Source organism: Clostridium sartagoforme, assembly GCF_004794105.1.
GTDB lineage: Bacteria > Bacillota > Clostridia > Clostridiales > Clostridiaceae > Clostridium > Clostridium sartagoforme_B.
In genome coordinates this window covers 1367808-1393878 of record NZ_SRYR01000001.1, presented here as the reverse complement: position 1 = coordinate 1393878, position 26071 = coordinate 1367808, and the positions used below count along the sequence as shown (strand labels likewise).

Genomic DNA, 26071 nt, shown 5'->3' with positions numbered 1-26071 from the left:
GTAAAAAATATACTTACTAATACTATAGTTAAATAATTCTAAAAATTCAATACTTTATTACAATATATAAAATTTTGCACTATAAAGTGATAGGGAATTACTACTGAATATTAAGAGAATTTTTGGGGAAAATATTAATACTAAATCCTCAGGGGGTATTTATATGAGTAAAACACCATTAAAAAAAATAATAAAGTCAAAGATAAAGTCTAATAAAGAATTATCAGAAGCAGAAGTGCTAAGAGAAAAAATTAAGTATGAAATTGCAGATGAATTAGGTTTAAAGGAAAAGGTAGATGAATATGGATGGGGAGGATTAACAGCAGAAGAAACAGGAAGAATTGGTGGTATAATGACTAAGAGAAAAAGAATGCTTAAAATTCCTACAAATGATGAAATTTTAGGGAGAAAGTAGAGAATATTGATAGTTTTTCTTGTATTTAATTGACTAAAATAAAATTTACCATTAATATAGTTTTAGAAAACTCTAAAATGATGGGGGGGAATACCTTTGGCTTATGGAGATTTTGCTAAGATATACGATGAACTAATATATGAAGATATTAATTATGAAGAAATGTGCTCAAGGATATTAGATATATGCAATAGTGAAGGAATAAGCTTTGAAAATTATTTAGATATAGCATGCGGTACAGGTAATGTAACTATAAGGCTTGCAAAAAATTTCAAGGAAGTTTTTGCAGTGGATTTATCAGAAGATATGCTTCAAGAAGCTTTTGAGAAATTCAAGAAAGAAAAAATTAGATGTAAGATTATATGTCAAGATATGAGTGAGCTTTGTTTAAATAGAAAGTTTGATCTAATTACATCAGTTTTAGATTCTTCAAACTATATAATTGAAGAAGAAGATTTTATTAGTTATTTAAAAAATGTAAAAAAACATTTAAAAGAAGATGGAGTTTTTATTTTTGATGTTAATTCATATTATAAATTATCTAATATATTAGGTAACAATATTTATACATACAACGAAGATGAAGTATTCTATTCTTGGGAAAATGTTTTTGAGGATGATCTTTTATCTATGTATTTAACCTTTTTTGTGAAAAAAGGAGAGTTATATGAAAGGTTTGAAGAAGAACATTTAGAAAGAGCCTATACTGAAGAATTTATTGAAAAGACTTTAAATGATACTGGCTTTAAAATAATAGGTAAGTATGATGGATATTCAACTAATAAAGTTAATGATAAAACTGAGAGAATAGTATATATAGTTAAAAGTAATAAAGTGGAGGATTAAGATGGATAAGATTATAAAAGCAACTGCAAAAGATGGAATGATCAGAATAATAGCAGGAGAAACTACAAATTTAGTTAATACAGGAATTAGTGTACATGAATGTACACCTTTAGCAGCAGCTACATTAGGTAGAATGCTTACTGCTGGTTCATTAATAGGAAGTACTTTAAAATCTGAAAAAGAAGTAGTTACATTAAAAATTAACGGCGGTGGAGAAGCAAAAGGTGTTACTGTTACAGCTTATGAAGGTGGAATAGTAAAAGGATTTATAGGAAACCCACATGGAAACCTACCTTTAAATAGTAGAAATAAGTTAGATGTTGGTGGTTATGTAGGTAGAAATGGAGAATTTACAGTAATTAAAGACTTAGGTATGAAAGATCCATATGTAGGTCAAGTACCTATATATTCAGGAGAAATTGCAGAAGATTTAGCATACTACTATACAGTTTCTGAACAAACTCCATCAGCTGTAGCATTAGGAGTATTAGTAGATACAGATTATAGTATAAAAGCTTCAGGTGGATTTATAATTCAAATGTTACCAGATGCTGATGAGTTACTTTCTGATTTACTTACATATAGACTTGAAGAAATACCATCAATTACAGAAATGCTATTAGAGCATGGAAGTATAGATAAGGTTTTAGAATATATATTTGAAGGAATGGACTTAAACATATTAGAAGAAATAACTCCAGAATTCAGATGTAACTGTACAAGGGAAAAAGTAGAATCAGTTCTAATTTCAATTGGAGAAAAAGAACTTGAGGAAATCTACAAAGATGGAAAAGAAGAAGAAATAAAATGTAATTTCTGTAATGCAGCTTATAACTTCACTAATGAAGAAATAGGACAATTACTAGAAAATGCTAGAAAATAAAAAGGTGAAATTTTTAAAACTCAAGCTTGTCTTGAGTTTTTTTCCTTATAAAAAGTCTGAAGATGGCAGGAAATTTCCAAGAAGGAAACTTTGCATCTGATTATTTGCCTATCATGAATAAGATCTATACTGATTTTAATAAGCTTAAACTTGCAATTACAAAAGAGGAGAGATAGGAAAAATGACAATAACAATTAAAAGTGGAGAAAAGCTAAATGTATATTATGTGGACTATGCTGTTACTTTTTTGAGATGATAAAGAGGAAGTTTTAGAAAGTACATGAGGACAATGAAGAAAATCTTGAAGAATTATGAACTAATTTATTATAGAGAGAATAAAATAATATATAAGTTGTAATAAAGTTTTTTCATTTTATTCAGTTATATTTTATACTCAAAATATTTTAATTAGGCAATTAGGCAAACAACTTATATAAAAATTAAAAACTATATGCTTTCAATTAATGTAATTTACTTTTAAAACTATTTTTAATTAAAGATAAAGAAATTACTAAATATATAGATTATTTATTGAAACATATATATGCAATATTCTTTTACATTTATATTTAGATTATTGTAAACAAAAGATAGAAATGAGTGATTAATTATGTTCAATATGAGACAATGGAACTATAGGTACATTGGTTCTGGTTCATCACGGAATGTATTTGATTTAGGAAATGGATATGTTATAAAAGTTGCAAAAAATATAGCTGGAATTGCACAAAATATGAGTGAATATAGAATATCATCATTTGATTCTTCTGATTTATTTGCAGAGGTTATTGAAGTATCAGAATATTTTAATACATTAATAATGAGAAAAGCAGATAAGATAAGAGATTTCAGGTATATACTTGATTATTTTAAAGTTGGAAGCTATGAAGAGCTATTTAGATTGAGAGAATTTCAGAATATCCAATATAAATATAATTTATTATTCAGTGATTTAAGTAGAATGAGTAGTTGGGGTATAATCAATGGAAGGCCAACAATAATTGATTATGGTTTTACGAGAGAAGTTGTGGAAAAATATTACAGAATTGGTTAAGAGTAATATTCTATTGAGTATGTAAAATAGAGTATTACTCTTTTATTATTAAATTTATTATAGAATCATTTGAAGCGTACAAGGGTTATTTTACGCATCGAAAAGTGATTAAATAATTATATTTTAATAAAATTAGTTTATTTAGCCACCAAGAGTCACATCTTGATCATTATACCACTCTAAGGCAGTATAGAAATCTTTAGAAGTGAAATCTGGCCAATAGGAATCTATTACATAGAAATCAGAGTAAACAGACTGAACTGGCAAAAAGCCACTAAGTCTTCTTCTACCTCCCCATCTTATTATAAGATCAATCCTAGAAATATCTTCTGAATGTATATAAGGTAAAATATGCTTTTTAGATGAATTAGATTTTTTTAATAAATTTAAGTCCCATTCCCAACCATAGTGTATTAAAAAGTTTACTTTAATACCACCTGCTCCAAACTTTTGCCTAGTAGTAAATAAAAGCAGCTCTTGTGGGAAATTTTTAGATTCAGTATTACCAATTACTAATATTTCGCAATCTTCTTTTGTTAATAGCATGACAGAGTCAATGCAAGCTTTAATAAATGCAAATTTTTGCTCGGAAGGACGCTTTGTATTATCTACAGTAAAACCATAGAAGGTTATTTCCTTTACATTTTCCTTCTGGCAAAGTTTAAATAATTCTAAGCCGGGGTTTATCCCATATTCATATCCTTTATCTTTTGTTAGATTATTTGATAAAGCCCAACGTCTATTACCGTCAGGGATTATCCCAACATGTTCTGGTATCCTCATATTTCCTCCATAAAGTTAAATTATATAATATATATGTTTCAATTAATAATTTACACCTATAATAGAATAAGTTTAAATATTATTTAGTAAAACTATAAAATTGAAAGCATATATAGTATTTTATCCGGAAGAATATAAAATAAACGTAAAATTATGTTTTTTAGAGTAGAAAAATAAAAAACCTAGTAAATCTAAGGAATTTATAGATTACTAGGTTTATATGGAGGCACCACCCAGATTCGAACTGGGGCATAGAGGTTTTGCAGACCTTTGCCTTACCGCTTGGCTATAGTGCCATAATGTAATATATTCTAAGTTCATTAAAATGATACCTTATAATAGAATTTTATTTTTGAAGATCTAGTTCAATAAATAATATACATTTTAAGTACTTATGCTATTATAGGGGAAAGATAATTTTAAAAGTAAATTATATTAATTGAAAAAATATACAATATTCTTAGGAGGGCATAATATGAGTATTTTTAAAGAAATAAGAAATATATTATTAAATAGTAGGATTCCATCAGAAGATATTGAAGAATTATTTGGAAATAAAGACTTTAAAGAAAGTAATTTTAATATTATAGAGGATTTAAAAAGAATACCTCAAGATAAGAAATTCCATCCTGAAGGGAATGTTTTTAATCACACTAAAATGGTAGTGGACTATGCAGCAATACTTAAAGATATGGCTATTAATAGAGAAAACCTTATGTGGGCAGCTCTTTTTCATGATATTGGGAAAATTTCTACTACAAAGTTTATAAAAGGAAGATATAGATCATATAACCATGATAATGAGGGTGAAAAAATTACTTATAATATTTTAAAAAACTTTATGAGTGAAGATAATGCTAAGGATATAGCTTTAATAGTCAGATATCATATGCATCATATATACATCTTAAAAGATTTACCTTTTTCAGATATTGAAGGATTATTAAAGAGTGATAAACTTAATGATATATTTTTATTATTTATATGTGATAAGCTAGGAAGAGGATTTTATACTTTAAAGGAAAAAGAAGAAACCTTTAAGGATATTAATGAGATATTAAAGAAGTTAGAAAGGTTTAAGGAAATTGAACTTAATGATATAAGAAAAATCATTAGTGATGCTAAAGGAATTATATTAAAAGATTCTGTAGTATAATGTTAATATAAGAAGTTAAAAAAAATAAATTATTTATTATAGAATTAAATAAAATTAAGGGCTGTGTCATATTGAATATTTTATTCATTATAATATAGCCCTATTTTTTATATAAAATCATATTGCAACTTTTTATTGGGGGAAACGTATTATATATAGACTAAAGGGTAAACAAACTACCCCTATCATACAACTTACTATTGCTTAAATATATTGGGGTAACATTATGCTTTTTAAGAAATTTTTTAACTTCTTCACCATAGGCATATTTTTCTAAGGAGCCAAAGAATACCATAGTAGATGGATTAATTAAACCACCAGTACCACCAATAAACCCATACTCTAAGCCATCTAAAACTATATCTCCAGGTGGGAGTAGTAAAATATCAAAGTTATGTTTTAATAAAGAATTATATATTCCTTTATCGCTAGTTATTATTGAATTATCATTTACTACTAGAGATGAGCACTTAGTATATCCTTGTTTAACATTAACAAGAGTTTTATTTTTTTGACTTTCTAATAAATTTTCATCACTAAAATTTAGATTATGAATAAAATAATTATCTAAAATTAATGAATTTAAAGCTATGTTGCTAGGATACTTTTCACCTAAGGAGTTTTTACTTTCAATAAAGTTTATATTATTTTTTATTAGTTCCTTTTTAAAAGAATCACTAATATCTTTTTGTACTATTACTTTTTTGTCTATTTTACTTAGTATATTTAATTGAATATCCACATGTCCTTTTATTGCATTATATAAATTGTTGCAAGGAGGAACTTTTATTATTTTTACTCCTAAGTTTTTTAGAGATTTTTCTTCTATTATAGAAATTCTATAGTCTACAAAACAGATCATATTACCTCCTAAAATAGTTTATTTATAATTATAAAATAAAGGCTTTGCTTTGTCGATTAGTGAAATATAAATTTTGAATATAGTTTTCTTTTTTATACATACTATTATTATGAAGGGAGTGGAATCCATGCTTGTATTAAAGCTTGTATACAGTAGTAATTTGGACTTTGTTGGAGAAATTCAAGAGTTAAAAACTATTCTAAAAAAGAAGGATATTCATATAGGAATAGTAGAAAGTGTGGAATTAGATAATCATATAGTGAAGATATTATGTGATGATAATAGTTATAATCAAAGAGTAAAAGAGATTATTAATTTATATATGAGTAATGTTTTATATAAGGTTGTATTAGAACAATATAGATTAAAAGAGATGTTAGTTTATCTTACTGAAAATTATTTTTTCTTAAAGCAAGAAGAAATAATAGAAGTAGAAGAAGAAATTATGAAAGTACTGTTAGGAGATGATATATTAAAAGTAGATTATGTTATTTATTGTATGAATAGAATTAATAACATAACTGAAAAGATTAAAGCTTGCTTAGAAGAAAATGATGAAATCAATGTTAATGGATTTATAAGATTTAGAATGAAAGAACTAAGGTCTGATATAGAGGAAATAATAGATAAGGTAATAGAAGGTTACATGGTAGAAAAAGAATATAAGGAATTTATTAAGCTATTAAAGTATTTTGTTGATATACAGGAAAGTAAAATTGACTTAATAAACATAGTTATTGATAATGAAGGGCAGTATTTTATTTTTGATAAAGATGAAAAAAATATATTTAAAGAATTTATGAAGGAATTAATTGAATATAAAATTGACACTGAAGCAAAAATTGAAGATATAATTATTAGCGGACTTATAACTAATGCTCCTAAAAAACTTATAATTCATGGTAAAAAAAATTGTACTAACAAAGAATTTATGGAAACTATAGAAAGCGTCTTTGAAAATAAGGTTGTTTTTTGTAATGGATGTATATTATGTATTGAAAAACAAGTTAAATTATAAATTTATATTGACAAGTATTTTGTCAAATAATATAATTACTATTGTTAAGAAGAAACATAGCCGTTTCTCACCTTACGGCACAGCTTAGTAAGGTAATATATTCTTATTTTAATTTATTAAATTAAAAATGGATATTTGAGACGGCATAATGCTGTCTTTTTTGTTTTTATTAACTTTTTTAAAGTTAAGTGAAAAGCATAATTTGAGAGGAGGATTTTATTATGCCAAAAATGAAAACCCACAGAGGTGCAGCTAAAAGATTTAAGAAAACAGGAACTGGAAAGTTAAAGAGAGCTAAAGCTTTTAAGAGCCATATATTAACTAAGAAAAGTTCTAAGAGAAAGAGAAACTTAAGAAAGACTGCTTATGTTTCAACTACTCAAGAAAAAGCAATGAAGAAATTATTACCATATTTATAGGAGGTTTGAAACATGGCAAGAGTTAAAAGAGCGGTAAATTCACGTAAAAATCATAAAAAAGTATTAAAGCTTGCAAAAGGTTACTATGGTGGAAAGAGCAGATTATTCAAAACTGCTAACGAATCAGTAATAAGAGCTTTAAGAAATGCTTATGTTGGAAGAAGATTAAAGAAGAGAGATTTTAGAAGACTTTGGATAGCGAGAATAAACGCTGCTACAAGAATGAATGGTCTTTCTTATTCTAAATTTATAAATGGAATCAAATTAGCTGGAATAGATATGAACAGAAAAATGTTATCTGAAATAGCTATAAATGATCCTAAGGCATTTGCTGATTTAGTAGAAGTTGCAAAAACTCAATTAAACAAGTAATCTACAGCGACCTTTTGGTCGCATTTTTTGTAGTTTAATGTAAATAAATAAAGATATAATGGTGTATAATAATTAGAAAGAGTAAAGAGTTTTCTCTATCTAGAGGTGAAAATATGCAGTATGGGTTTAAAAATAAATTTAAGTTAAATGGAGTTCAAATATTAGCACTAGGATTTTTAATAGCGATATTTATAGGTGCTATATTGCTATCCCTTCCTATTTCATCAAGTAGTGGTGAATCTACGAATTTATTAGATTCATTATTTACGTCTACGTCAGCTGTATGTGTAACTGGATTAGTAACTTTAGATACAAGTAGCCATTGGAGTACTTTTGGTCAAACTGTGATTATGACATTAATAGAAATTGGTGGATTAGGATTTATGTCTTTTGCAGTATTAATTTCTCTTATTTTAGGAAAGAAAATTACATTAAGAGAGAGATTAGTAATGCAAGAAGCTATGAATACATATTCTATTCAAGGTTTGGTTAAGATGGTTAGATATGTACTAATATTTACTGTATCAGTTCAGTTTTTTGGAGCATTATTACTGTCTACTCAATTTATTCCCGAATATGGAATAGGTAAGGGTATTTTTTACAGTTTTTTTCACTCGATTTCATCATTTTGTAATGCGGGATTTGATTTATTTGGAACAAGCCTTATGGGATATTCAAGCAATGCTGTTGTAATACTAGTTATAAGTGCGTTAATAATTATTGGTGGACTTGGGTTTACAGTATTATTAGAGATATATGAATTTAAAGGAATTAAGAAATTATCTCTTCATTCAAAGCTTGTAATTATTACTTCATTAATTCTTATTGTAGGTGGTACTGTATTAATGTTCTTATTTGAATTAAATAATAAAGCTACCTTTGGGAATATGAATATGCAAGATAAGTTATTAAATTCATTTTTTGCTTCAGTAAGTCCAAGAACAGCAGGATTTAATAGTGTTGTTACTACTGATATGACTATGGCTAGTAAATTTTTAACCATAATACTTATGATTATAGGTGGTTCACCAGGATCAACAGCTGGTGGATTAAAGACAGTTACTTGTGGAATCTTATTTTTAACTGTTTTATCTGTAATAAGAGGAAGAGAAGATACAGAAGTTTTTGGTAGAAGGTTTACTAAAGAAGTTGTATATAAATCTTTTACAATAGTATTTATTGCCTTAGCACTTGTTATTGGAGTTACTATGGTTTTATCTTATACAGAAGTAGGAGCGAGTTTTATAGACTTACTTTATGAGGCAACTTCAGCACTAGGAACAGTTGGGCTAACATTAGGGCTTACCCCTAAATTGAGCGCAATAGGTAAGGTTTTGATTATGATAATGATGTACTTAGGAAGAGTTGGCCCTCTAACAGTAATGTTAGCTTTAACTAGAAAGAAAAAGAAATCAGGATATAGATATCCAGAAGGAAAAATATTAATAGGGTAGGAGGATTATAATATGGCTAGTAAACAGTTTGTAATTATAGGGCTTGGAAGATTTGGCTCTTCAATAGCAAAAACTTTATATTCACTAGGTAATGATGTATTGGCTATAGATAGAGATGAGGATATTGTACAAGAAATAGCTGATAGTGTTACTCATGCAGTTCAATTAGATGCAACAGATGAAAATGCATTAAGATCACTAGGTATTAGAAACTTTGATGTAGCAGTAGTTACTATAGGTGATAATATTCAATCAAGTATTATGGCTACATTATTAGTAAAAGAATTAGGTGTTAAATATATAATTGCTAAAGGTCATAGTGACTTACATGCTAAGGTATTAAATAAGATTGGTGCAGATAGAGTTATACTTCCAGAAAAAGATATGGGGGTTAGAGTAGCACATAACTTAGTTTCATCAAATATATTAGATTATATAGAGTTATCTGAAGACTATAGTGTAATGGAAATACAAGCATTAGAGGAATGGTCTGGAAAGACATTAAGTGAGCTTAGACTTAGAAGTAAGTACGGAATAAATGTTATGGCAATTAAAAGAGGAGATGAAGTTAATTTATCGCCATCAGCTGATGATATAATAGAAAATAATGATGTTATAGTTGCCATTGGTTCAGCGGAGGACTTAAGTAGATTAGAAGGAATGATAGTTAAATCAAATTAATGAGGTGGAAATTTTGATTTATATTGAAAGTAAGGATAATAATTTATTTAAGTATGTAAAAAAACTTAAAGAAAGAAGATTTAGAGATAAAGAAGGATTATTTATCCTAGAAGGATTAAGATTAGTTAAGGAAGCTATAAAAGCAAATATGGAAATAAAAAATATTTTTATTTCTAAGAGCTATGAAGATAAATTAGTATCAGAATTTAATAGTACCCTTTTAGATAATACTATTATTTTAAATGATAATTTATTTTCACAATTAGCTTCAACAGAAAATCCTCAAGGTGTTATTGCTGTTGTAAATAAGATAAATAATAATAAAGATGAAATTGGAGATTTCTATTTAATATGTGATAAAGTTCAAGATCCAGGAAATCTCGGCACAATTATAAGAACTGCTCATGCAGCAGGGGTTAACGGAATAATACTTACTAAAGGTACAGTTGATATTTATAATGACAAAACTATAAGATCAACTATGGGATCAATTTTCTATATACCTATTATATATGAAGATAATGATTTTACTTTTATTAAGAAGCTAAAATCAGAAGGATTTTCATTAATTACAACTTCTCTTCAAGAGTCTAAGAATTTCTTCGAAGAAAATCTTAGGGGAAAAGTTATTTTAGCTGTAGGTAATGAGGGAAATGGAATTAGCGATGAATTATTTGATTTAGCTGATAAAAAAGTTAAAATTCCAATGCCAGGTGATGCAGAATCTTTAAATGTGGCTATAGCAGCTTCTATAATCTTATTTGAAAAGGTTAGACAAGGAAGCTGTGGAGAAATGAATAATTAAGAATGAAGAATTAATGATAAAACTCCTCTGGAGTTTTTGAAAAATAAGTTTTTAAAACTAATTTATGAGTTTTTTTCCTTAGTTTTTAATTTTTCACTCTTAACTTTTACCTTTAAATTACTCTGTTTGTGTAATAGTCACTTTAAAATTGGATTATTACTTGAATATTAATTAATAATATGTATAATTTAATTAAAAGTAAACTTTATTACAACTTATATATTGAAATTAATTAAGTTTATTTGTATAATTAATTGTAAATTGAATAACTAAAGACTGTGAATGAGAAAGTAGATATAAAGGACTTTTCAGGGAGAAATAGCCATAGACTGAAAGCTATTTTATAGAAATTTATATTGAAGTTCCCTCAGGAGTCCTAGAAGTGAAATTATAGTAGTTTCTAGCGGTATTACCGTTATTTAAATTAAGATTGGATTATGTATATAATCAATTAGGGTGGTAACGCGGTACTTCGTCCCTTTGTTGGGGGACGGAGTTTTTTTATTTTATAGGAAAATATAGTATTAAATCACTTATAGATAGCTTATATTTTTTATAAAGTTAAAGATTTAACCTATGGAATAAAATAAGTATCACAAGAAATGGTGCTGACGCACAAACAGCCCATGAATTTGTATATAAGTTGTAATAAAGTTTTTACATTTTATTAAATTAGTTCATATAAAAACCTTCAGTTAAGTAAATACAGAATCAACTTATATAAAAATTAAAATATATATAAGCTTTCAATTAATGTAATTTACACTTTTAATTATTTTTCGCGTCAAAAAATATAGACACTTAAAATGTAGATTAATTATTGAAACATATATATTATTAAAAAGGAGGAAGAAATATGCAAGAAAAGCTAAATTCTATTAAAGAAAATGCATTTAATGAATTAACAAATGCTAATAATAGTGCAAAGTTAGAAGAAATTAGAGTAAAGTATTTGGGGAAAAAAGGTGAATTAACTACTATCCTAAGAAGTATGGGAGGTCTATCTAAGGAAGAAAGACCTATAGTAGGTAAACTTGTTAATGAAGTTAAAAGCGAAGTAGAAGCAAGAATTGAAGAAATTGCTTTATCAATTAAGGAAAAGGAAAAAAATGAAAAGCTAGCTTCAGAAGTTATAGATATTTCTATGCCAGGTAAAAAGAATATAGTAGGTAAGAGACATCCTTTAGATTTAACTTTAGAAAGTATGAAGGATATATTTATATCTATGGGATTCACTATAGAAGAGGGACCAGAAGTAGAATTAGATTATTATAACTTTGAAGCCTTAAATATACCTAAAAACCATCCTGCAAGAAGTGAGCAAGATACTTTTTATATAAATGATAATTTAGTATTAAGAACTCAAACTTCTCCAGTACAAATTAGAGTTATGGAAAATCAAGCTCCTCCAATTAAGATGATAGGACCTGGAAAGGTTTATAGATCAGATGCAGTAGATGCAACTCACTCACCTATATTCTATCAAATGGAAGGGTTAGTTATAGATAAAGGAGTTACTTTTGCAGATCTTAAGGGAACTTTAGAATTATTTGCAAAGAAAATGTTTGGAGATAAGGTTAAAACTAAGTTTAGACCACATCACTTCCCATTTACTGAACCTTCAGCTGAAATGGATGCAACTTGCTTCGTTTGTGAAGGTAAAGGATGTAAAGTATGTAAGGGAAGCGGTTGGATTGAACTTTTAGGTTGTGGTATGGTTCATCCTCAAGTTTTAAGAAATTGTGGTATCGATCCAGAAGTATATAGTGGATTTGCTTTTGGTTTCGGTGTAGACAGAATGGTTATGCTTAAATATGGAATAGATGATATCAGATTATTATATGAAAGTGATATGAGATTCCTAAATCAATTTTAATTAAGAGGAGGAAAAAGATATGAAAGTACCATTTAATTGGCTTAAAGATTATGTTGATATAAATATAGATGCAAAAGACCTTGGAGATAGATTAACTTTATCTGGTTCTGCATTAGAAGAAGTTATTACTCAAGGTGATGTAATTAAAAATGTAGTAACAGGAAAGATCGTTGAAATAACAGCTCATCCTGATGCTGATAAACTTAAGGTTTGTCAAGTGAATATTGGATCAGAAGAAAATATTCAAATAGTAACTGCAGCAACTAATATGAAAGAGCAAGATGTAGTACCTGTAGCTCTTCATAAATCAATATTAGCTGATGGAAGTGAAATAAAGAAAGGTAAACTTAGAGGAGTAGTTTCTAACGGTATGTTCTGTTCTGAAGAAGAACTTGGAATTGCTGGTGATGAGCCAGTTCATGGGTTAATGATACTTCCTACAGACGCACCTTTAGGAATGGATATTAAGGAATATTTAAACTTAAATAAATCAATTTTAGACTTTGATATTACATCTAATAGACCTGATTGCTTAAGTATGGTAGGTATGGCTAGAGAAACAGCAGCAACACTTGGAACTACTTATAAAATGCCAAACTTTAATTATGAAGTAAAGTGCAATGAAAATATTAATGATGTATTAAAAGTTGAAATTAATGACTCTTTATGTAGAAGATATATGGCAAGAGGAGTTAAAAATGTTAAAGTTATGCCTTCACCAAGCTGGATGCAAGAAAGACTATTAGAAGCAGGGGTTAGACCTATTAATAATATCGTAGATATAACTAACTTTGTAATGCTTGAAATAGGTGAACCAATGCATGCCTTTGATGCAAGAGAAATAAAGAGTGGTAAAATAGTAGTAGATAGAGCTAAGGATGAAGAAAAATTCGTTACATTAGATGGCATAGAAAGAACTTTAGATTCAAACTTCTTATGTATAAAAGATAATGAAACATCTATAGGCTTAGCTGGAATTATGGGAGGATTAAACTCAGAAATTCAAGATGATACTACAGAAGTTATATTTGAAGCTGCAAATTTTGATGGAACTAATATTAGAATAAATTCTAAGAAGCTTAACTTAAGAAGTGAAAGTTCATCAAGATTTGAAAAAGATATAGATCCAAATCTTGCAGAATTAGCTATAAATAGAGCTTGTGCTTTAATATGTGAGCTTGGCTGTGGCGAAGTTATGGAAGGAACTATAGATATATATAATTCTAAAAAGGAAGAAGGAAATATAACTGTAGATTCTAATTGGATTAATAAATTCTTAGGAACTGATATAGCTAAAGAAGATATGAAAAAATATCTTGATTCTTTAGAGTTAAAAACTGAAATTAATGGCGATAATTTAGATATTAAAATACCTACATTCAGAGTAGATATCGCAATTAAGGAAGATATAGCTGAAGAAGTTGCAAGAATTTATGGATATGATAAAATACCAACAACAATATATAGTGCTTCTACAGGTAGAGAGCCTAAGTATAAAAATGAAGTTTTAAGAGATTTAATGGTTAGCACTATGGTATCTAGTGGATTAAATCAATCAATAAGTTATTCATTTGTATCACCAAAGGTATTTGATAAAATCAATGTTCCTGAAGATAGTGAATTAAGAAATGTTATTAAAATAAAAAATCCTTTAGGTGAAGACTATTCAGTTATGAGAACTACTACTATTCATTCAATGATGGAATGTTTAGGAAGAAACTACTCAAGAAACAATGAGTATGCTAGATTATTTGAAATAGGAAAGGTATATATTCCTAAAGAAGATGAAACAGCTATTCCTACTGAGAATAATATCTTAACTATAGGTATGTATGGTAATTGTGATTATCTAGATTTAAAGGGAGTAGTAGAAAATGCTCTAGAAGCATTAGGTTTAAGTAGAGTTATGTTTGCCCGTGAAAGTGATAATCCATCATACCATCCAGGAAAAACTGCAGCTATTATGATAGGTAATAAAAAGGCTGGAGTTTTAGGAGAGGTACACCCTGATGTTTCTGAAAACTATGGTGTGGAAACAGGATGTTATTTAGCAGAACTTAACTTAGATATTTTATTTGAATATTCTAAGACTAATAAGAAGTATAAAGCATTACCTAAGTTCCCAGCAGTAACTAGAGATATTGCATTACTTGTTGATGATGAAGTATTAGTTCAAGAAATAGAAGAAACTATTAAAAGAGCAGGTAGCGCTTTAGTTGAGAAAGTTCAATTATTTGATATTTATAAGGGAGCTCAAATACCAGAAGGTAAGAAGAGTATTGCTTATGCAATAGCATATAGAGATGATAAGAAAACTCTTACAGATAATGATGTAAATAAAGTTCATGATAAGATTTTAAGAAGTCTTGAACACAAACTAGGAGCAACATTAAGATAATTAAAATTAACAATGAAAAATTAAGGAGGTAATTCCTTCGGAATTACTAAAAATTAAAGGGGCTGTCGCACAAACAGCCCAAATTAAGAGTTAAAAATTAAAAATGAAGAATTATTGATGTAATTCTTACAGAATTACTAAAATTAACTTCTTTTCAAAACTCCTTCGGGAGTTTTTTCATTAAATTTTCATTATTCATTCTTAATTTTTCATTGTGCGACAGCACCTTAATGTTATATTCCTAGAATCACAATTGGTCTTATGGGAATAAATCGATTTTATGTTGCTTAGTAGGTTTTGGAGTACTTATGCTATAGGGAAAAATGAAATATAGTTAATTTAAAGATGGAGACTTATAAATATTTATTTTTTAAGATAATTATTTATAAATCCCATCTTTTTCTTTTATAGAGATAGCAATTTATATACATTCTGAAGTGTTTTTATGTTAAAATTAAGTTAGGATAATATTATGTTAATGAGGTGTGTTATGAGTGTAGTAACTATTAATATAAATGGTATGGATTATAATTTAAGGGGTAGAGAATCAGAGGAGTATTTATTAGAGGTTGCAAGGTATGTAGATGAAAAAGTAAAGGATATTATGAGTAAAAATAGAAAGCTTAGTTCAACTGCAGGTGCAACTTTAGTAGCTATTAATATAGCAGACGAGCTATATAAAGCGGATATTGAAATAGAAAACTTAATAAAGAAAAATTCATCTTTAGAAGAGAGAAATGCAACTTTAAAGGAAAGAATAAATGAAGTTAGGGAAGAATATGAAAGTAATAATGAGTTATCTAAGATGGTAGAAGTATTAAAATCAGAAAACTTAACTCTTAGGGAAGAACTTGAAAATTACTTTAATGAAGTAGAAAATTTAAAGAAGTCTAATGAAATCTTAGGAAAGAAAGATGAAGATTATAGCAATAAGTTTAATAAGTTAAATGAGGAATGTAGATTACTTGAAGAATCATACAAGAAGTGCAAAGATGAAAATGAGGCTTTAAAGGTAAGGAATAAAGAAACTAAATTCCAACTTCAAAACTATAGATATAAGGTTCTAGATTTAGAAAAGAAGCTAATAGATTCTCAAGTAGATTTAGCAAGTGAAAGAAGAAAGGGTAATGCCTTACTAAAATAGAGATTAGAAGAAATACATTAATTATAGAGTAATAAACAAAAGTTTAGGAGAAGTATTTATGGAAAAAATAGAAATTTTAGCTCCAGCTGGGAGCATGGAAAGTCTTATAGCTTCAATTAATAAAGGAGCAGATGCAGTTTATCTAGGAGGAAGTAAGTTTTCTGCTAGAGCATATGCATCAAACTTTGATAATGATAATATGATTAAGGCTATTGATTATGCCCATAGCTATGGTGTTAAGGTTTATGTAACATTAAATACTATATTAAAGGAAAATGAAATAGAAGAAGCAGTTAGATATGTAGGGTTTTTATATGAGGTAGGAGCAGATGCTATAATTCTTCAAGATTTAGGGCTATTTAAAAGAGTAAGAGAAGATTATCCTGATTTTGAAATTCATGCATCAACTCAAATGACTATTCATAATGGAGAAGGAGCATTATTCTTTAAGGAAAAAGGATTCCATAGAATAGTATTATCTAGAGAGCTTTCACTTGAAGAAATAAAGTATATATCAAAAGAATTAGGCATAGAAACAGAAATATTTGTTCATGGAGCTTTATGTATTTCTTATTCAGGTCAATGTCTTATGAGTTCTATGATAGGTGGTAGAAGTGGAAATAGAGGTAGATGTGCTCAACCTTGTAGAATGGAATATACATTAAAAGGAAATAATTCAGGTGAGAAAAAGGCATATCTTTTAAGTCCTAAGGATACTTGTACTATTGAAAATATAAAAGATATTATAGACTCTGGTACTTATTCATTAAAAATAGAAGGTAGAATGAAAAGACCTGAATATGTAGCTGGTGTAGTAGATAATTATAAAAAAGCAGTGGAAAAGGAAATTTATAAAACTGATTATAATGTAAGCTCTGGTAAAAGAGAATTATTACAATTATTTAATAGAGGTGGATTTTCAACAGCTTATCTAAAAAAGAATTTAGGTAAGGATATGATGAGTTTCAACCATCCAAGAAATACAGGAGTACCTTTAGGGAATATTTTAAAAGATGGAGAGATAATCTTAAAAGAAGATATTGCTTTAGGTGATGGATATAGAGTTAAGGATACTGGCTTTACAATTAATAAGATTTTATTAAAAGGAAAAGAAGTTAAGGAAGCAAAAAGAGGAAATAAGGTAAAAATATTTCCTATTAATTACAAAGTATCAGATGAGATATTTAAGTCATTAGATAAGAAGCTATTTTCATCTCTTGAGGATTCTTTAAAACCTTATAATAAAAAAATATTAGTTAATGCCAAAGTTAAATTTAAGGTGGGAGAAGCTTTAGAATTACATATAAATTATAATGATAATGATTATGTATTTAAAGGTGAAATAGTTGAAAAGGCTGAAAAGAAACCACTTACAAAGGAAAGAGTAATAGAAGGGCTTTTAAAATCACAAGATTTAGCTTTTAAAATTAATGAGGTTGAATTTATTGATTTTGAAGATGGATTTATTAGAATTAGTGATCTAAATAACTTAAGAAGAGAAGCTTTAGAAGGTCTGCAAAAATCTATAACAAAATCTTATAGAAGAAAAAGACCTAATAAAAATAAAATAGAATCACAAGATATTAAAAGTAAAGATAATATAGATATGTTATATCAATGTATTACTAAAGAACAATTAAAAGCATTAATAGAGGAAGGTATAAATAATATAGCAGTTGATATTTTTAATAGAGATAGAAATGCTGTTAAAATGCAAGATTTAATAGATGAAGCAAATAAAAATAATAATATAAACTTTTATTTAAAACTGCCTAATATAATAAAAAGTGAATTTGATAAAGTTATCAATATTATTGAAAAATTAAAAGGTAGTATTAAAGGATTAATTACTGTTAATGCAGGTATTATAAGAAGATATCAAAAAGAATTATTTATTATTGGTGATTATAAATTAAATATTATTAATTCAGAAGCTCTTAAGTTTTATCAAAATGAAATTGATATTCCAACTTTAAGTTTGGAGCTTAATAGAAAGGAAATTAAGGCTTTACTTAAGGGAAATAAAAGCAATGTCCAAGGATTAATTTATGGAAAAACAGAATTAATGATAAGTGAATATTGTCCAATAGGTAGCACTTTTGGAGAAAAATCCTCTAATAAGGATTGTAATTTAGCTTGTACTAGGGATAGTTTTACTTTAGTAGATAGAATGAAGGAAAAATTCAGAGTTATGACTGATATTTTCTGTAGAAGTTATATTATAAATCCATATCCATTAAATCTTATAGATGAATTGGATGATTTAAAAAGCCTTGGGATAAATTCATTTAGAGTAGAATTTAGAGATGAAAGCTATTTAGAAGTTAAAAAAGTAATAAAAATGATTAATAAAGAAATAGAGATAAATAATAGTGAATATACTAAAGGGCATTATAGAAGAGGGATAGAGTAAAGGAGACAAGATGGAAGATAGAAGTCTTAAAGTATTAGAGTTTAATAAAATAATAGAAAAAGTTAGTGAATATGCAATTACCAGTAGTGCTAAGGAACTTGTATTTGCTTTAACACCATATGATACTATTTTTGAAGTAGAAAAGAAGTTAAAAGAAACTGAAGAAGCCTTAGATTTATTAATTACTAAAAGCAATCCACCTTTTGAGGGGTTCTTTGATGTAAAGGAAGGTATTGAAAGAGCTAAAAAAGGTGGTATGCTTTCAATAAGTCAAATACTTAGAGTGGGTGGAATGCTTAAGGCTTCAAGAAGGTTTAAAGATTATATAAATAGAAGAGATGATGAAAAGCCGCATGAATTATTAGAGGACTTAATAGATATTCTTACGCCTTTAAAGAAACTTGAAGATACTATTGAAATATCAATAGTATCTGAAGAAGAAATAAGTGATAGAGCTAGCTCTACTTTAAGTTCAATTAGAAGAAATTTAAAAGAAAAGAACTCTTCTGTAAGGGATAAGATTAATTCTATTGTTAGGTCAAATGCAAAATATCTTCAAGACTCATTATATACAATGAGAGGTGATAGATATGTATTGCCTGTAAAAGCAGAATATAAGGGGCAAGTTCCTGGTCTTGTTCATGATCAAAGTTCAACAGGAGCAACCTTATTTATAGAACCTATGAGCCTTGTTAACTTAAATAATGAAATTAAAGAATTAAAGCTTAAGGAAAAAGCTGAAATTGAAAGAATATTAATGGAATTATCCAATAAGGTATATGAGGAAATAGATACTATTGAAAGTAACTATAAGATACTAACAGAACTAGATTTTATATTTGCTAAAGCTAAGTATAGTTCAAGTATAAATGGAATATGTCCTACTGTTAGTGATGATAGAAGTTTTGATATTATCCAAGGAAGACATCCACTTATTGATCCAAAGGTTGTAGTTCCTTCTGATGTTTATTTAGGCAAGGAATTTAATACACTTATGATTACAGGACCTAATACAGGTGGTAAAACAGTTACTTTAAAGACTGTAGGATTAATACATTTAATGGCTTTAAGTGGGATACTTATACCAGCAAAAGATGCTTCAAGTATAGGATTCTTTAAAGAAATTTTTGCAGATATAGGTGATGAACAAAGTATTGAGCAATCACTTTCAACTTTTTCATCTCATATGACTAATATAGTTCGAATAATGGAAAATGCCTCAGATTCATCATTAGTATTATTTGATGAAATAGGTTCAGGAACAGATCCAGTAGAAGGTGCAGCTTTAGCAATTGCAATACTTGATTCATTAAGAGAAAGAAAAGCTAAGTTAATAGCAACTACTCACTATAGTGAATTAAAAGGTTATGCATTAAGAACTGAAGGAATAGAAAATGCTTCAGTAGAATTTGATGTTGAGACATTAAGACCTACTTATAGATTACTAATTGGAGTTCCTGGTAAATCTAATGCCTTTGAAATTTCTAAAAGATTAGGACTTAAAGAAGAGGTAATAAATAAAGCAAAAAATAATATTTCTTCTGAAAATCTAAAGTTTGAAGATTTAATTAGAGATTTACAAGAAAAAAGTATATTAGCTAATAGGGACGCTAGAGAAGCTAAGAAGTTAAAAATTGATGCTGAAGAAGTTAAAAAGAAATATGAAGAAAAATTAAAGAAGCTAGATGAAGTAAGAGATAAAGCTTACAGTGAAGCTAGAAGAGAAGCTAAGGAAATAATTTCTAAGGCTAAGGATGAAGCAGATGAAATCCTTAAGGCTATGAGAGAGCTTGAAAAGCTTGGTATAGCTCAAGGAGGTAGAGCAAGACTTGAGGAAGAAAGAAAGAAACTTAAGGATAGTTTAGAAAAGAAAGAATCAGATTTATATAAGGAAAAGGAAAATCAAGGGGAAGCTATAACTAAAGTAACTTTAGGGATGGATGCTTATCTTCCGTCTTTAAATCAAAATGTAATAATAATAACAATGCCTGATAATAAGGGTGAAGTACAAGTAGAAGCTGGAATAATGAAGATTAATGTTAAACTTAAGGACTTAAGATTAGTTAAAGGTTCTAGCAATAAAAAAGAAAAGAAGAAAAGAGAACTTAAGCTTAATTTAAAAGCAGTTGAAAGTAGGGTTGACTTAAGAGGTATGGATGCAGAAGAAGCTTGTTTTAAAACTGATAAATATTTAGATGAAGCTTATCTTGCTAACCTTGGAGAAGTTACTATAGTTCATGGAAAAGGTACAGGGATTTTAAGAAAGGCTATTACAAATATGCTAAAAAAACACCCTCATGTAAAGAGTTATAGACTTGGAGAGTATGGTGAAGGTGGAGATGGAGTTACTATAGCTATATTAAAGTAATATTGATTATACAGATTCTTTTAGGGTTGCCTTAGATACCCATAAAAGGAACTGTATAAGTATATAAAATGAAAGAATATTTACTTTTAATCTTAAATTTTTAAAAGGGCTGTTGTAAAAACAGCCCAAATTAAGAATTGAAAATTAAAAATGAAGAATTATTGATGTAATTCTTACAGAATTACTAAAATTAATTTCTTTTAAAACTCCTTAGGGAGTTTTTTCATTAATTTTTAATTATTCATTTTTAATTTTTCATTGTGCGATAGCACCTTTAGGGGATAGTTTTAATCTTCATTGTATTGTTGAACATAAGCAAAAATGAAAGAAAATTTTAATATATGTAAAGTCGCCTTGGATTTTTTTTTGTGATATAATTGTTATAGAAAAGAGGTGTTCTTATGTATCTTATAAGTAGTTGCTTATGTGGAGTTAATTGCAAATATAATGGTGGGAATAATTTAAATACTAAATGTTTAGAGTTAGTTAAAGAAGGTAAAGCCATTCTTATATGTCCTGAGCAACTAGGTGGATTAACTACCCCTAGGGTACCAGCTGAGATAATGGGTACATCAGAAGGAATATTAAAGAAAGATAATAAAAGTAAAATTATAACAAAGGATAATAAAGATGTAACATATGAATTTCTAAAGGGAGCAGAAGAAACTTTAAAAATTGCCAATTTATATAATATAAAAAAAGCAATTTTAAAAGAGGGGAGTCCTTCCTGTGGAGTAAAATATGTTTATGATGGAACCTTTTCTTCTAAGAAAGTTTCAGCCATGGGTTTAACTGCAAGAATTTTAGAGGAAAATGGAATTGAAGTAATAGGAGATACGGACCTAGGAGGAATTAGCAATGGGGATTTTTAGTTTTTTTAAAAGATTTAAAAATGGAATGTATGAAAATGAAGATGATTATAATTTTTTCGAAGATGATAAAAGGGAAAATTATATTGAAGATATAGAAAATGAAGAAATAGTTTCTGATATAGAAGAATCAGAAGATATTGATAAGAAAATAGAAGGAAAAGAAATTGAAGAATTAGAAATAGAAAAAATAGGAGAAGCTTATAAAGAGGAAAGTGATGAACCTAGCAAGGAAGAGATAGATAGTTTAATTGTAAATGAAATCTTAAAAGTTATAGATATTTATGATGATTTTGATAAAGTAAAGACTGTTGCAAGAGATTCAGCAATAAGAATTGGTAAAAATAATCTAAGTGAATTACCTAAGTTTTTAAATAATAATATACATATGCCAGAGGAGTTTGAAAATAAATATTCTGATAAAGAAGAGTGGAAAGTAGCTGTAGAAAACAGTGTTCTTATGATAATTTATAGTTTTAAAGGTAATGCTGTTTCCATATTAGAAAGAGTCTCTCAAAAGAATGCAAAGCTTAATTTAAAGGCTACAAACCTTTTATGTAAGCTAGCTAGTGAGGGAGTTAAAACAGAAGAAATAGTAAATTGGATTACTAATAATTTAATTACTTTTAACGATGAAAATAAAATAATCATTTTAGGATTTATGGCTCAAATAAAAAATAATAATCAAGTTATAGGGATAATACAACATTTTTATAGAAGCTTTGTTAAGTCAGGAGAAATTGAGTACGCTTATAGAACGTTAATTCATTTAATTAATGCAGCAGAAAGATTTACTCAAGGTCATTTAAAGTTCTTAAAATTAATTGCTATGGGTAAAACTTCAATTGATTTAAGTGAGATAATGACAATAGATGAAGATGAGGAAAGTATAATAGAAATAAGAAAGGTTAGTGATGACTTAGCCATTAATATGGCAATAACTTATTATACTCTTGATAATAATGATGATGATATAAATAGTAAATTATATTATTTAAGTGAGTATTCTTTAAATAGAAAGTTAAGAGAAGATTTAAAAATATTGTTAGAAGAAAGATAAAATAAATTTAAAAGGTGATTATTTTGAATAAGAGACATATAAGCAAGAAGCAAGCACTAAAGAATAGAACGAAAAGGTTAGTATTATTTATTGTAATACTTGGAGTAGTTATTTACGGACCAATTAAATTTAAACATATTAAACTTAATAAAAGTCAGGCCGTTGCTAGTGAAAGATTTAGCTCTGAATTAGAAAGTATTCAGGAATTTAAAGAAATTAAAAAAAGTATTGATAATTTATATGGTGATGAAGATAAGATTAATTCTATAAAAAAATCTATAGCTAATATACAAAGTAAACTTAATGATAACATAACTGAAGAATTAAAAAATGAGATATCTGACTTATATGCAAAAATAAATGAAATAAGCGCAGAAAACGAACGAGATTTAGAAGCATATTCCAATAAAATTAATTCCGAGGATTTAAAAGGATTTAATGATGAAGAAATAGGAAAAGTAAATGAAATAACTAATAGTTATACTGACTTATTTAAGGAAAAGAACTATATAGATGCTAGAGAAAAACTTAAGGAGTTAGAATCCTATGTTCAGGATATTAAAAAAGAAGCTAATACAAGAAGAATAAAAGAAGTATATGACGAAGCTTCAAATGAAGATCCAAGTACAAGAGAACCTAAGGTTGTAAAAGGCATATTAATTGTAAATAAAGAATATGGTCTTCCTGATACTTATGCACCTGGTGAAAGTGAGGAAGCTAGACAAGCTTTTGAAAATATGAAGGTAGATGCATCTAAAGAAGGAATTTACTTAAATGCTTTTTCTACTTATAGAAATTACTGGGCTCAAAATAGGCTATATAATAATTACGTAGCTAACTATGGACAAGATCCAACTGATACATTCTCAGCAAGAGCAGGCTTTAGTGAACATCAAACAGGACTTGCCTTTGATATTGGTGGAGCAGATAGATCCTTATGGGCAATGGAGGATTTCAAGTATACTGATGAAGCTAAATGGCTTAAAGAAAATGCTTACAAATATGGATTTATACTAAGATACCCTGAAGGAAAAGAATGGAAAACTGGGTATATGCATGAATCATGGCATTTTAGATATGTTGGAGTAGAGCATAGTGAGAATTTTAAAGATAGTGACTTAACACTAGAAGAATACTTAGGACTATAAAAAGCTGCTGAATGCAGCTTTTTTAATGGATAATTTATAATGAAGAATGTAAAATGAAGGAGGTAATTCTTTCAGAATTACTTAAATTTTAATAAAAGCCCTCTGATAAAATCAGAGGGCTTTCTTACATTATTTATTTTCTAAAAACTCTGCAAGAGTTTTATCCATCATTATAAATTATATATTCTTCATTTAAAAATGTGCTTTAGCATGATTTTTATTTTGATACAATTTTAATGTTTTCAACAGTAGTGTCTTCTGTTCCCTGAACATATAAATTTGCTCTTTTTAAATCATTAACATATTCTATAACTTCTCTCGTAATTTCTTCACCAGGGCATAAAACTGGTATTCCTGGTGGGTAAGCTAGTAAAAACTCACCTGAGATTTTACCTATACTTTCTTTAAGAGGAACTGAAATCTTATTGCTATAAAAAGCCTCTCTTGGATTTAAAATCTTCTTAGGAATAGTAGGTATATCTAAGAAATCTTGGATAGGTTCTCTATTACCATAATACTCATTAGATATTTCTTTTAAAGCATTAATAAGCTTATCCATTCCTTCCTTAGTATCTCCAAAGGAACCTACTGCTAAAACATTATAGAAGTCCGAAAGTTCCATTTGAATATGATATTTATCTGCTAATATTGTATCTAATTCAAATCCTGTAATACCTAAGTCTCTAGAGGAAATAGTTAATTTTGTAGGGTCAAAGGCATATGATCCAGGTTTACCTAATATTTCTTCACCAAAGCAGTAAAAACCAGGGATTTTATTAATTTCATTTCTTGTATATTTACATAGTTCTATAGCTTTATCAAGTAATTCTTTACCTTCTAGAGCAATTTGCCTTCTTGCACAATCTAATGACGCCATTAAAATATATGAAGGCGAAGTAGTTTGTAATAAATTTAAGATTTGCTGTAGTTTTTTAGGATTAACATATTTACTATTAATATGTAATAAAGAACCTTGAGTTAAAGAGCCTATAATTTTATGGGTACTTTGGGCACAAATATCAGCTCCAGCTTCTATAGCTGACATTGGTAATTTATTTGAAAAAGCTAGATGTGGACCGTGAGCTTCGTCTACTATTAAAGGTATATCATAACTATGGACAATATCTGCAATTTTCTTAATATCTGTAGCTACACCATAATAAGTAGGATTAATAATAAGCACAGCCTTAGCATCAGGATTTTCTTTTAAAGTTCTTTCAATAGTTTCAGGTGTTACTCCATGAGCTATCCCAAGTTTCTTATCAATTTCAGGTTCTACAAATATTGGTATAGCGCCACTTAATATAATGCCTGATGTAACGGATTTATGAACATTTCTAGGAACTATTATTTTATCACCATCTTTAACTACAGATAAAATCATTGCTTGTATAGCTCCTGAGGTTCCGTGTATAGAGAAAAATGAAGCTTTTGCGCCATAAGCATCAGCAGCTAATTCTTGAGCCTTTTTAATTGGACCATTAGGATGATGTAAACTATCTACTAATTTAAATACTGTAACATCTATTTTAAACGGATTATCTCCAATAAACTCTTTAAATTCCGAATCAATTCCAATTCCTTTCTTATGTCCAGGCACATGGAATGGCAAGGTATCCCTATTTACATATTCCATTAAAGCATTAAACAGTGGAGTTTCATTTTGATTCATTTTATACAATAAAAACACCCTCTTTCTTATAAATAACTATTGGTTATCTTATGCAATATTTCTAAATAAAATTTAGAATCCTTTTTATATAAGTTGTTTGTGTAATTGCCTAACTAAAACATTTGGAGTATAAAATATAATTGAATAAAATGCAAAAACTTTATTACAACTTATATAACTAATTTATTATATTTTATCTATATAAAGTATGCAATAAAATAATTAAATAATTTTTAAAATACTTGAATTACCTTTCAATAAATTCTTTACAACTTGTAGTTTTAAAGAATTTTAAGTAAAAAAGAACTTTAAAGTTAATTATTTAAGATGAAACGATATTTTTTAAACTTTTATATAAGTTAAGTTTATACCTTG

The 26071-nt window shown here is 27.7% G+C and carries 22 protein-coding genes, 1 tRNA gene and 1 other annotated feature; of the genes, 19 read left to right on the top strand and 4 right to left on the bottom strand.

What is annotated here, in order from left to right; translation table 11 throughout:
• Window positions 1–163: 163 nt before the first annotated feature.
• The 4 genes from E5347_RS06260 to E5347_RS06245 all read left to right on the top strand — a co-directional run bounded on the left by E5347_RS06260 (window position 164) and on the right by E5347_RS06245 (window position 3198).
• A complete protein-coding gene (locus E5347_RS06260; protein ID WP_136005568.1) occupies window positions 164–415 on the top strand; it encodes a small, acid-soluble spore protein, alpha/beta type in 252 nt (83 codons plus the stop codon).
• Window positions 416–511: 96 nt separating this feature from the next.
• Window positions 512–1261 carry a class I SAM-dependent DNA methyltransferase gene (locus tag E5347_RS06255; protein WP_136005566.1) on the top strand — a complete coding sequence of 250 codons (750 nt, stop codon included), beginning with the start codon at window positions 512–514 and terminating at the stop codon, window positions 1259–1261.
• 1 nt (window position 1262) lies between these two features.
• Entirely contained in the window at window positions 1263–2144 is an 882-nt protein-coding gene (gene hslO, locus E5347_RS06250; protein WP_136005565.1) for an Hsp33 family molecular chaperone HslO, read from the top strand.
• Between the two features lie 610 nt (window positions 2145–2754).
• Window positions 2755–3198 carry a hypothetical protein gene (locus tag E5347_RS06245; protein ID WP_136005564.1) on the top strand — a complete coding sequence of 148 codons (444 nt, stop codon included), beginning with the start codon at window positions 2755–2757 and terminating at the stop codon, window positions 3196–3198.
• 141 nt (window positions 3199–3339) lie between these two features.
• On the opposite strand, the gene E5347_RS06240 is transcribed toward E5347_RS06245, so the two are convergent.
• Window positions 3340–3981 (bottom strand): undecaprenyl diphosphate synthase family protein, encoded by a 642-nt coding sequence (locus tag E5347_RS06240; RefSeq protein ID WP_136005562.1) that lies wholly within the window; start codon window positions 3979–3981, stop codon window positions 3340–3342.
• A 221-nt stretch (window positions 3982–4202) separates the two neighbouring features.
• Window positions 4203–4277, bottom strand: a tRNA-Cys gene (locus E5347_RS06235).
• A gap of 179 nt (window positions 4278–4456) precedes the next feature.
• Between E5347_RS06235 and E5347_RS06230 the strand changes: the two genes are divergently transcribed.
• Window positions 4457–5137 (top strand): HD domain-containing protein, encoded by a 681-nt coding sequence (locus E5347_RS06230; RefSeq protein WP_136005561.1) that lies wholly within the window; start codon window positions 4457–4459, stop codon window positions 5135–5137.
• 160 nt (window positions 5138–5297) lie between these two features.
• Here E5347_RS06230 and E5347_RS06225 read toward each other — a convergent pair whose 3' ends face one another.
• Entirely contained in the window at window positions 5298–5999 is a 702-nt protein-coding gene (locus E5347_RS06225; RefSeq protein ID WP_136005560.1) for a DUF6873 family GME fold protein, read from the bottom strand.
• A gap of 127 nt (window positions 6000–6126) precedes the next feature.
• On the opposite strand from E5347_RS06225, the gene ytxC reads away from it, so the two are divergent.
• The 14 genes from ytxC to E5347_RS06155 all read left to right on the top strand — a co-directional run bounded on the left by ytxC (window position 6127) and on the right by E5347_RS06155 (window position 24024).
• Entirely contained in the window at window positions 6127–7017 is an 891-nt protein-coding gene (gene ytxC / locus E5347_RS06220) for a putative sporulation protein YtxC (RefSeq protein ID WP_136005558.1), read from the top strand.
• A 221-nt stretch (window positions 7018–7238) separates the two neighbouring features.
• Window positions 7239–7436: a 50S ribosomal protein L35 gene (rpmI, locus tag E5347_RS06215; protein WP_008679235.1), complete on the top strand. Its 198-nt coding sequence runs from the start codon at window positions 7239–7241 to the stop codon at window positions 7434–7436.
• 12 nt (window positions 7437–7448) lie between these two features.
• Window positions 7449–7808 carry a 50S ribosomal protein L20 gene (rplT, locus tag E5347_RS06210; protein ID WP_136005557.1) on the top strand — a complete coding sequence of 120 codons (360 nt, stop codon included), beginning with the start codon at window positions 7449–7451 and terminating at the stop codon, window positions 7806–7808.
• A 113-nt stretch (window positions 7809–7921) separates the two neighbouring features.
• Window positions 7922–9262, top strand: coding sequence for a TrkH family potassium uptake protein (locus E5347_RS06205; protein WP_136005555.1), 1341 nt, complete (start codon window positions 7922–7924; stop codon window positions 9260–9262).
• Between the two features lie 12 nt (window positions 9263–9274).
• Window positions 9275–9943 (top strand): potassium channel family protein, encoded by a 669-nt coding sequence (locus E5347_RS06200; protein ID WP_136005554.1) that lies wholly within the window; start codon window positions 9275–9277, stop codon window positions 9941–9943.
• 13 nt (window positions 9944–9956) lie between these two features.
• The gene (locus E5347_RS06195) at window positions 9957–10748 is read left to right on the top strand and encodes a TrmH family RNA methyltransferase (protein WP_136005552.1); all 792 of its coding nucleotides are present in this window, start codon (window positions 9957–9959) and stop codon (window positions 10746–10748) included.
• Between the two features lie 269 nt (window positions 10749–11017).
• Window positions 11018–11231 (top strand) — a binding site (T-box leader).
• Window positions 11232–11604: 373 nt separating this feature from the next.
• The gene (gene pheS, locus E5347_RS06190; protein WP_136005551.1) at window positions 11605–12624 is read left to right on the top strand and encodes a phenylalanine--tRNA ligase subunit alpha; all 1020 of its coding nucleotides are present in this window, start codon (window positions 11605–11607) and stop codon (window positions 12622–12624) included.
• 19 nt (window positions 12625–12643) lie between these two features.
• The gene (gene pheT / locus E5347_RS06185) at window positions 12644–15022 is read left to right on the top strand and encodes a phenylalanine--tRNA ligase subunit beta (protein ID WP_136005550.1); all 2379 of its coding nucleotides are present in this window, start codon (window positions 12644–12646) and stop codon (window positions 15020–15022) included.
• A 490-nt stretch (window positions 15023–15512) separates the two neighbouring features.
• Window positions 15513–16166 carry a cell division protein ZapA gene (zapA, locus tag E5347_RS06180; protein ID WP_136005549.1) on the top strand — a complete coding sequence of 218 codons (654 nt, stop codon included), beginning with the start codon at window positions 15513–15515 and terminating at the stop codon, window positions 16164–16166.
• Window positions 16167–16224: 58 nt separating this feature from the next.
• The gene (locus tag E5347_RS06175) at window positions 16225–18579 is read left to right on the top strand and encodes a DUF3656 domain-containing U32 family peptidase (RefSeq protein ID WP_136005547.1); all 2355 of its coding nucleotides are present in this window, start codon (window positions 16225–16227) and stop codon (window positions 18577–18579) included.
• Between the two features lie 10 nt (window positions 18580–18589).
• On the top strand, window positions 18590–20947 hold the full coding sequence (locus E5347_RS06170) for an endonuclease MutS2 (RefSeq protein ID WP_136005545.1): 2358 nt from the start codon (window positions 18590–18592) through the stop codon (window positions 20945–20947).
• Between the two features lie 401 nt (window positions 20948–21348).
• Entirely contained in the window at window positions 21349–21819 is a 471-nt protein-coding gene (locus E5347_RS06165) for a DUF523 domain-containing protein (protein ID WP_136005543.1), read from the top strand.
• A complete protein-coding gene (locus tag E5347_RS06160) occupies window positions 21806–22876 on the top strand; it encodes a hypothetical protein (protein ID WP_136005541.1) in 1071 nt (356 codons plus the stop codon). The genes E5347_RS06165 and E5347_RS06160 overlap by 14 nt, the downstream gene beginning before the upstream one ends.
• A 14-nt stretch (window positions 22877–22890) precedes the next feature.
• On the top strand, window positions 22891–24024 hold the full coding sequence (locus E5347_RS06155; protein ID WP_425350430.1) for a D-alanyl-D-alanine carboxypeptidase family protein: 1134 nt from the start codon (window positions 22891–22893) through the stop codon (window positions 24022–24024).
• Between the two features lie 217 nt (window positions 24025–24241).
• Here E5347_RS06155 and E5347_RS06150 read toward each other — a convergent pair whose 3' ends face one another.
• Window positions 24242–25705 carry an aminotransferase class I/II-fold pyridoxal phosphate-dependent enzyme gene (locus E5347_RS06150; protein ID WP_136005537.1) on the bottom strand — a complete coding sequence of 488 codons (1464 nt, stop codon included), beginning with the start codon at window positions 25703–25705 and terminating at the stop codon, window positions 24242–24244.
• Window positions 25706–26071 lie beyond the last annotated feature (366 nt).

Bases quoted from the DNA above. Each gene is read 5' to 3' on its own strand.
- E5347_RS06230 (WP_136005561.1), top strand. From the start codon at position 4,457: ATGAGTATTTTTAAAGAAATAAGAAATATATTATTAAATAGTAGGATT.
- E5347_RS06200 (WP_136005554.1), top strand. From the start codon at position 9,275: ATGGCTAGTAAACAGTTTGTAATTATAGGGCTTGGAAGATTTGGCTCT.
- E5347_RS06170 (WP_136005545.1), top strand. From the start codon at position 18,590: ATGGAAGATAGAAGTCTTAAAGTATTAGAGTTTAATAAAATAATAGAA.
- ytxC (WP_136005558.1), top strand. From the start codon at position 6,127: ATGCTTGTATTAAAGCTTGTATACAGTAGTAATTTGGACTTTGTTGGA.
- E5347_RS06160 (WP_136005541.1), top strand. From the start codon at position 21,806: ATGGGGATTTTTAGTTTTTTTAAAAGATTTAAAAATGGAATGTATGAA.
- hslO (WP_136005565.1), top strand. From the start codon at position 1,263: ATGGATAAGATTATAAAAGCAACTGCAAAAGATGGAATGATCAGAATA.
- E5347_RS06240 (WP_136005562.1), bottom strand. From the start codon at position 3,981: ATGAGGATACCAGAACATGTTGGGATAATCCCTGACGGTAATAGACGT.
- pheT (WP_136005550.1), top strand. From the start codon at position 12,644: ATGAAAGTACCATTTAATTGGCTTAAAGATTATGTTGATATAAATATA.
- E5347_RS06165 (WP_136005543.1), top strand. From the start codon at position 21,349: ATGTATCTTATAAGTAGTTGCTTATGTGGAGTTAATTGCAAATATAAT.
- rpmI (WP_008679235.1), top strand. From the start codon at position 7,239: ATGCCAAAAATGAAAACCCACAGAGGTGCAGCTAAAAGATTTAAGAAA.
- E5347_RS06245 (WP_136005564.1), top strand. From the start codon at position 2,755: ATGTTCAATATGAGACAATGGAACTATAGGTACATTGGTTCTGGTTCA.
- E5347_RS06225 (WP_136005560.1), bottom strand. From the start codon at position 5,999: ATGATCTGTTTTGTAGACTATAGAATTTCTATAATAGAAGAAAAATCT.
- pheS (WP_136005551.1), top strand. From the start codon at position 11,605: ATGCAAGAAAAGCTAAATTCTATTAAAGAAAATGCATTTAATGAATTA.
- rplT (WP_136005557.1), top strand. From the start codon at position 7,449: ATGGCAAGAGTTAAAAGAGCGGTAAATTCACGTAAAAATCATAAAAAA.
- E5347_RS06175 (WP_136005547.1), top strand. From the start codon at position 16,225: ATGGAAAAAATAGAAATTTTAGCTCCAGCTGGGAGCATGGAAAGTCTT.
- E5347_RS06260 (WP_136005568.1), top strand. From the start codon at position 164: ATGAGTAAAACACCATTAAAAAAAATAATAAAGTCAAAGATAAAGTCT.
- E5347_RS06205 (WP_136005555.1), top strand. From the start codon at position 7,922: ATGCAGTATGGGTTTAAAAATAAATTTAAGTTAAATGGAGTTCAAATA.
- zapA (WP_136005549.1), top strand. From the start codon at position 15,513: ATGAGTGTAGTAACTATTAATATAAATGGTATGGATTATAATTTAAGG.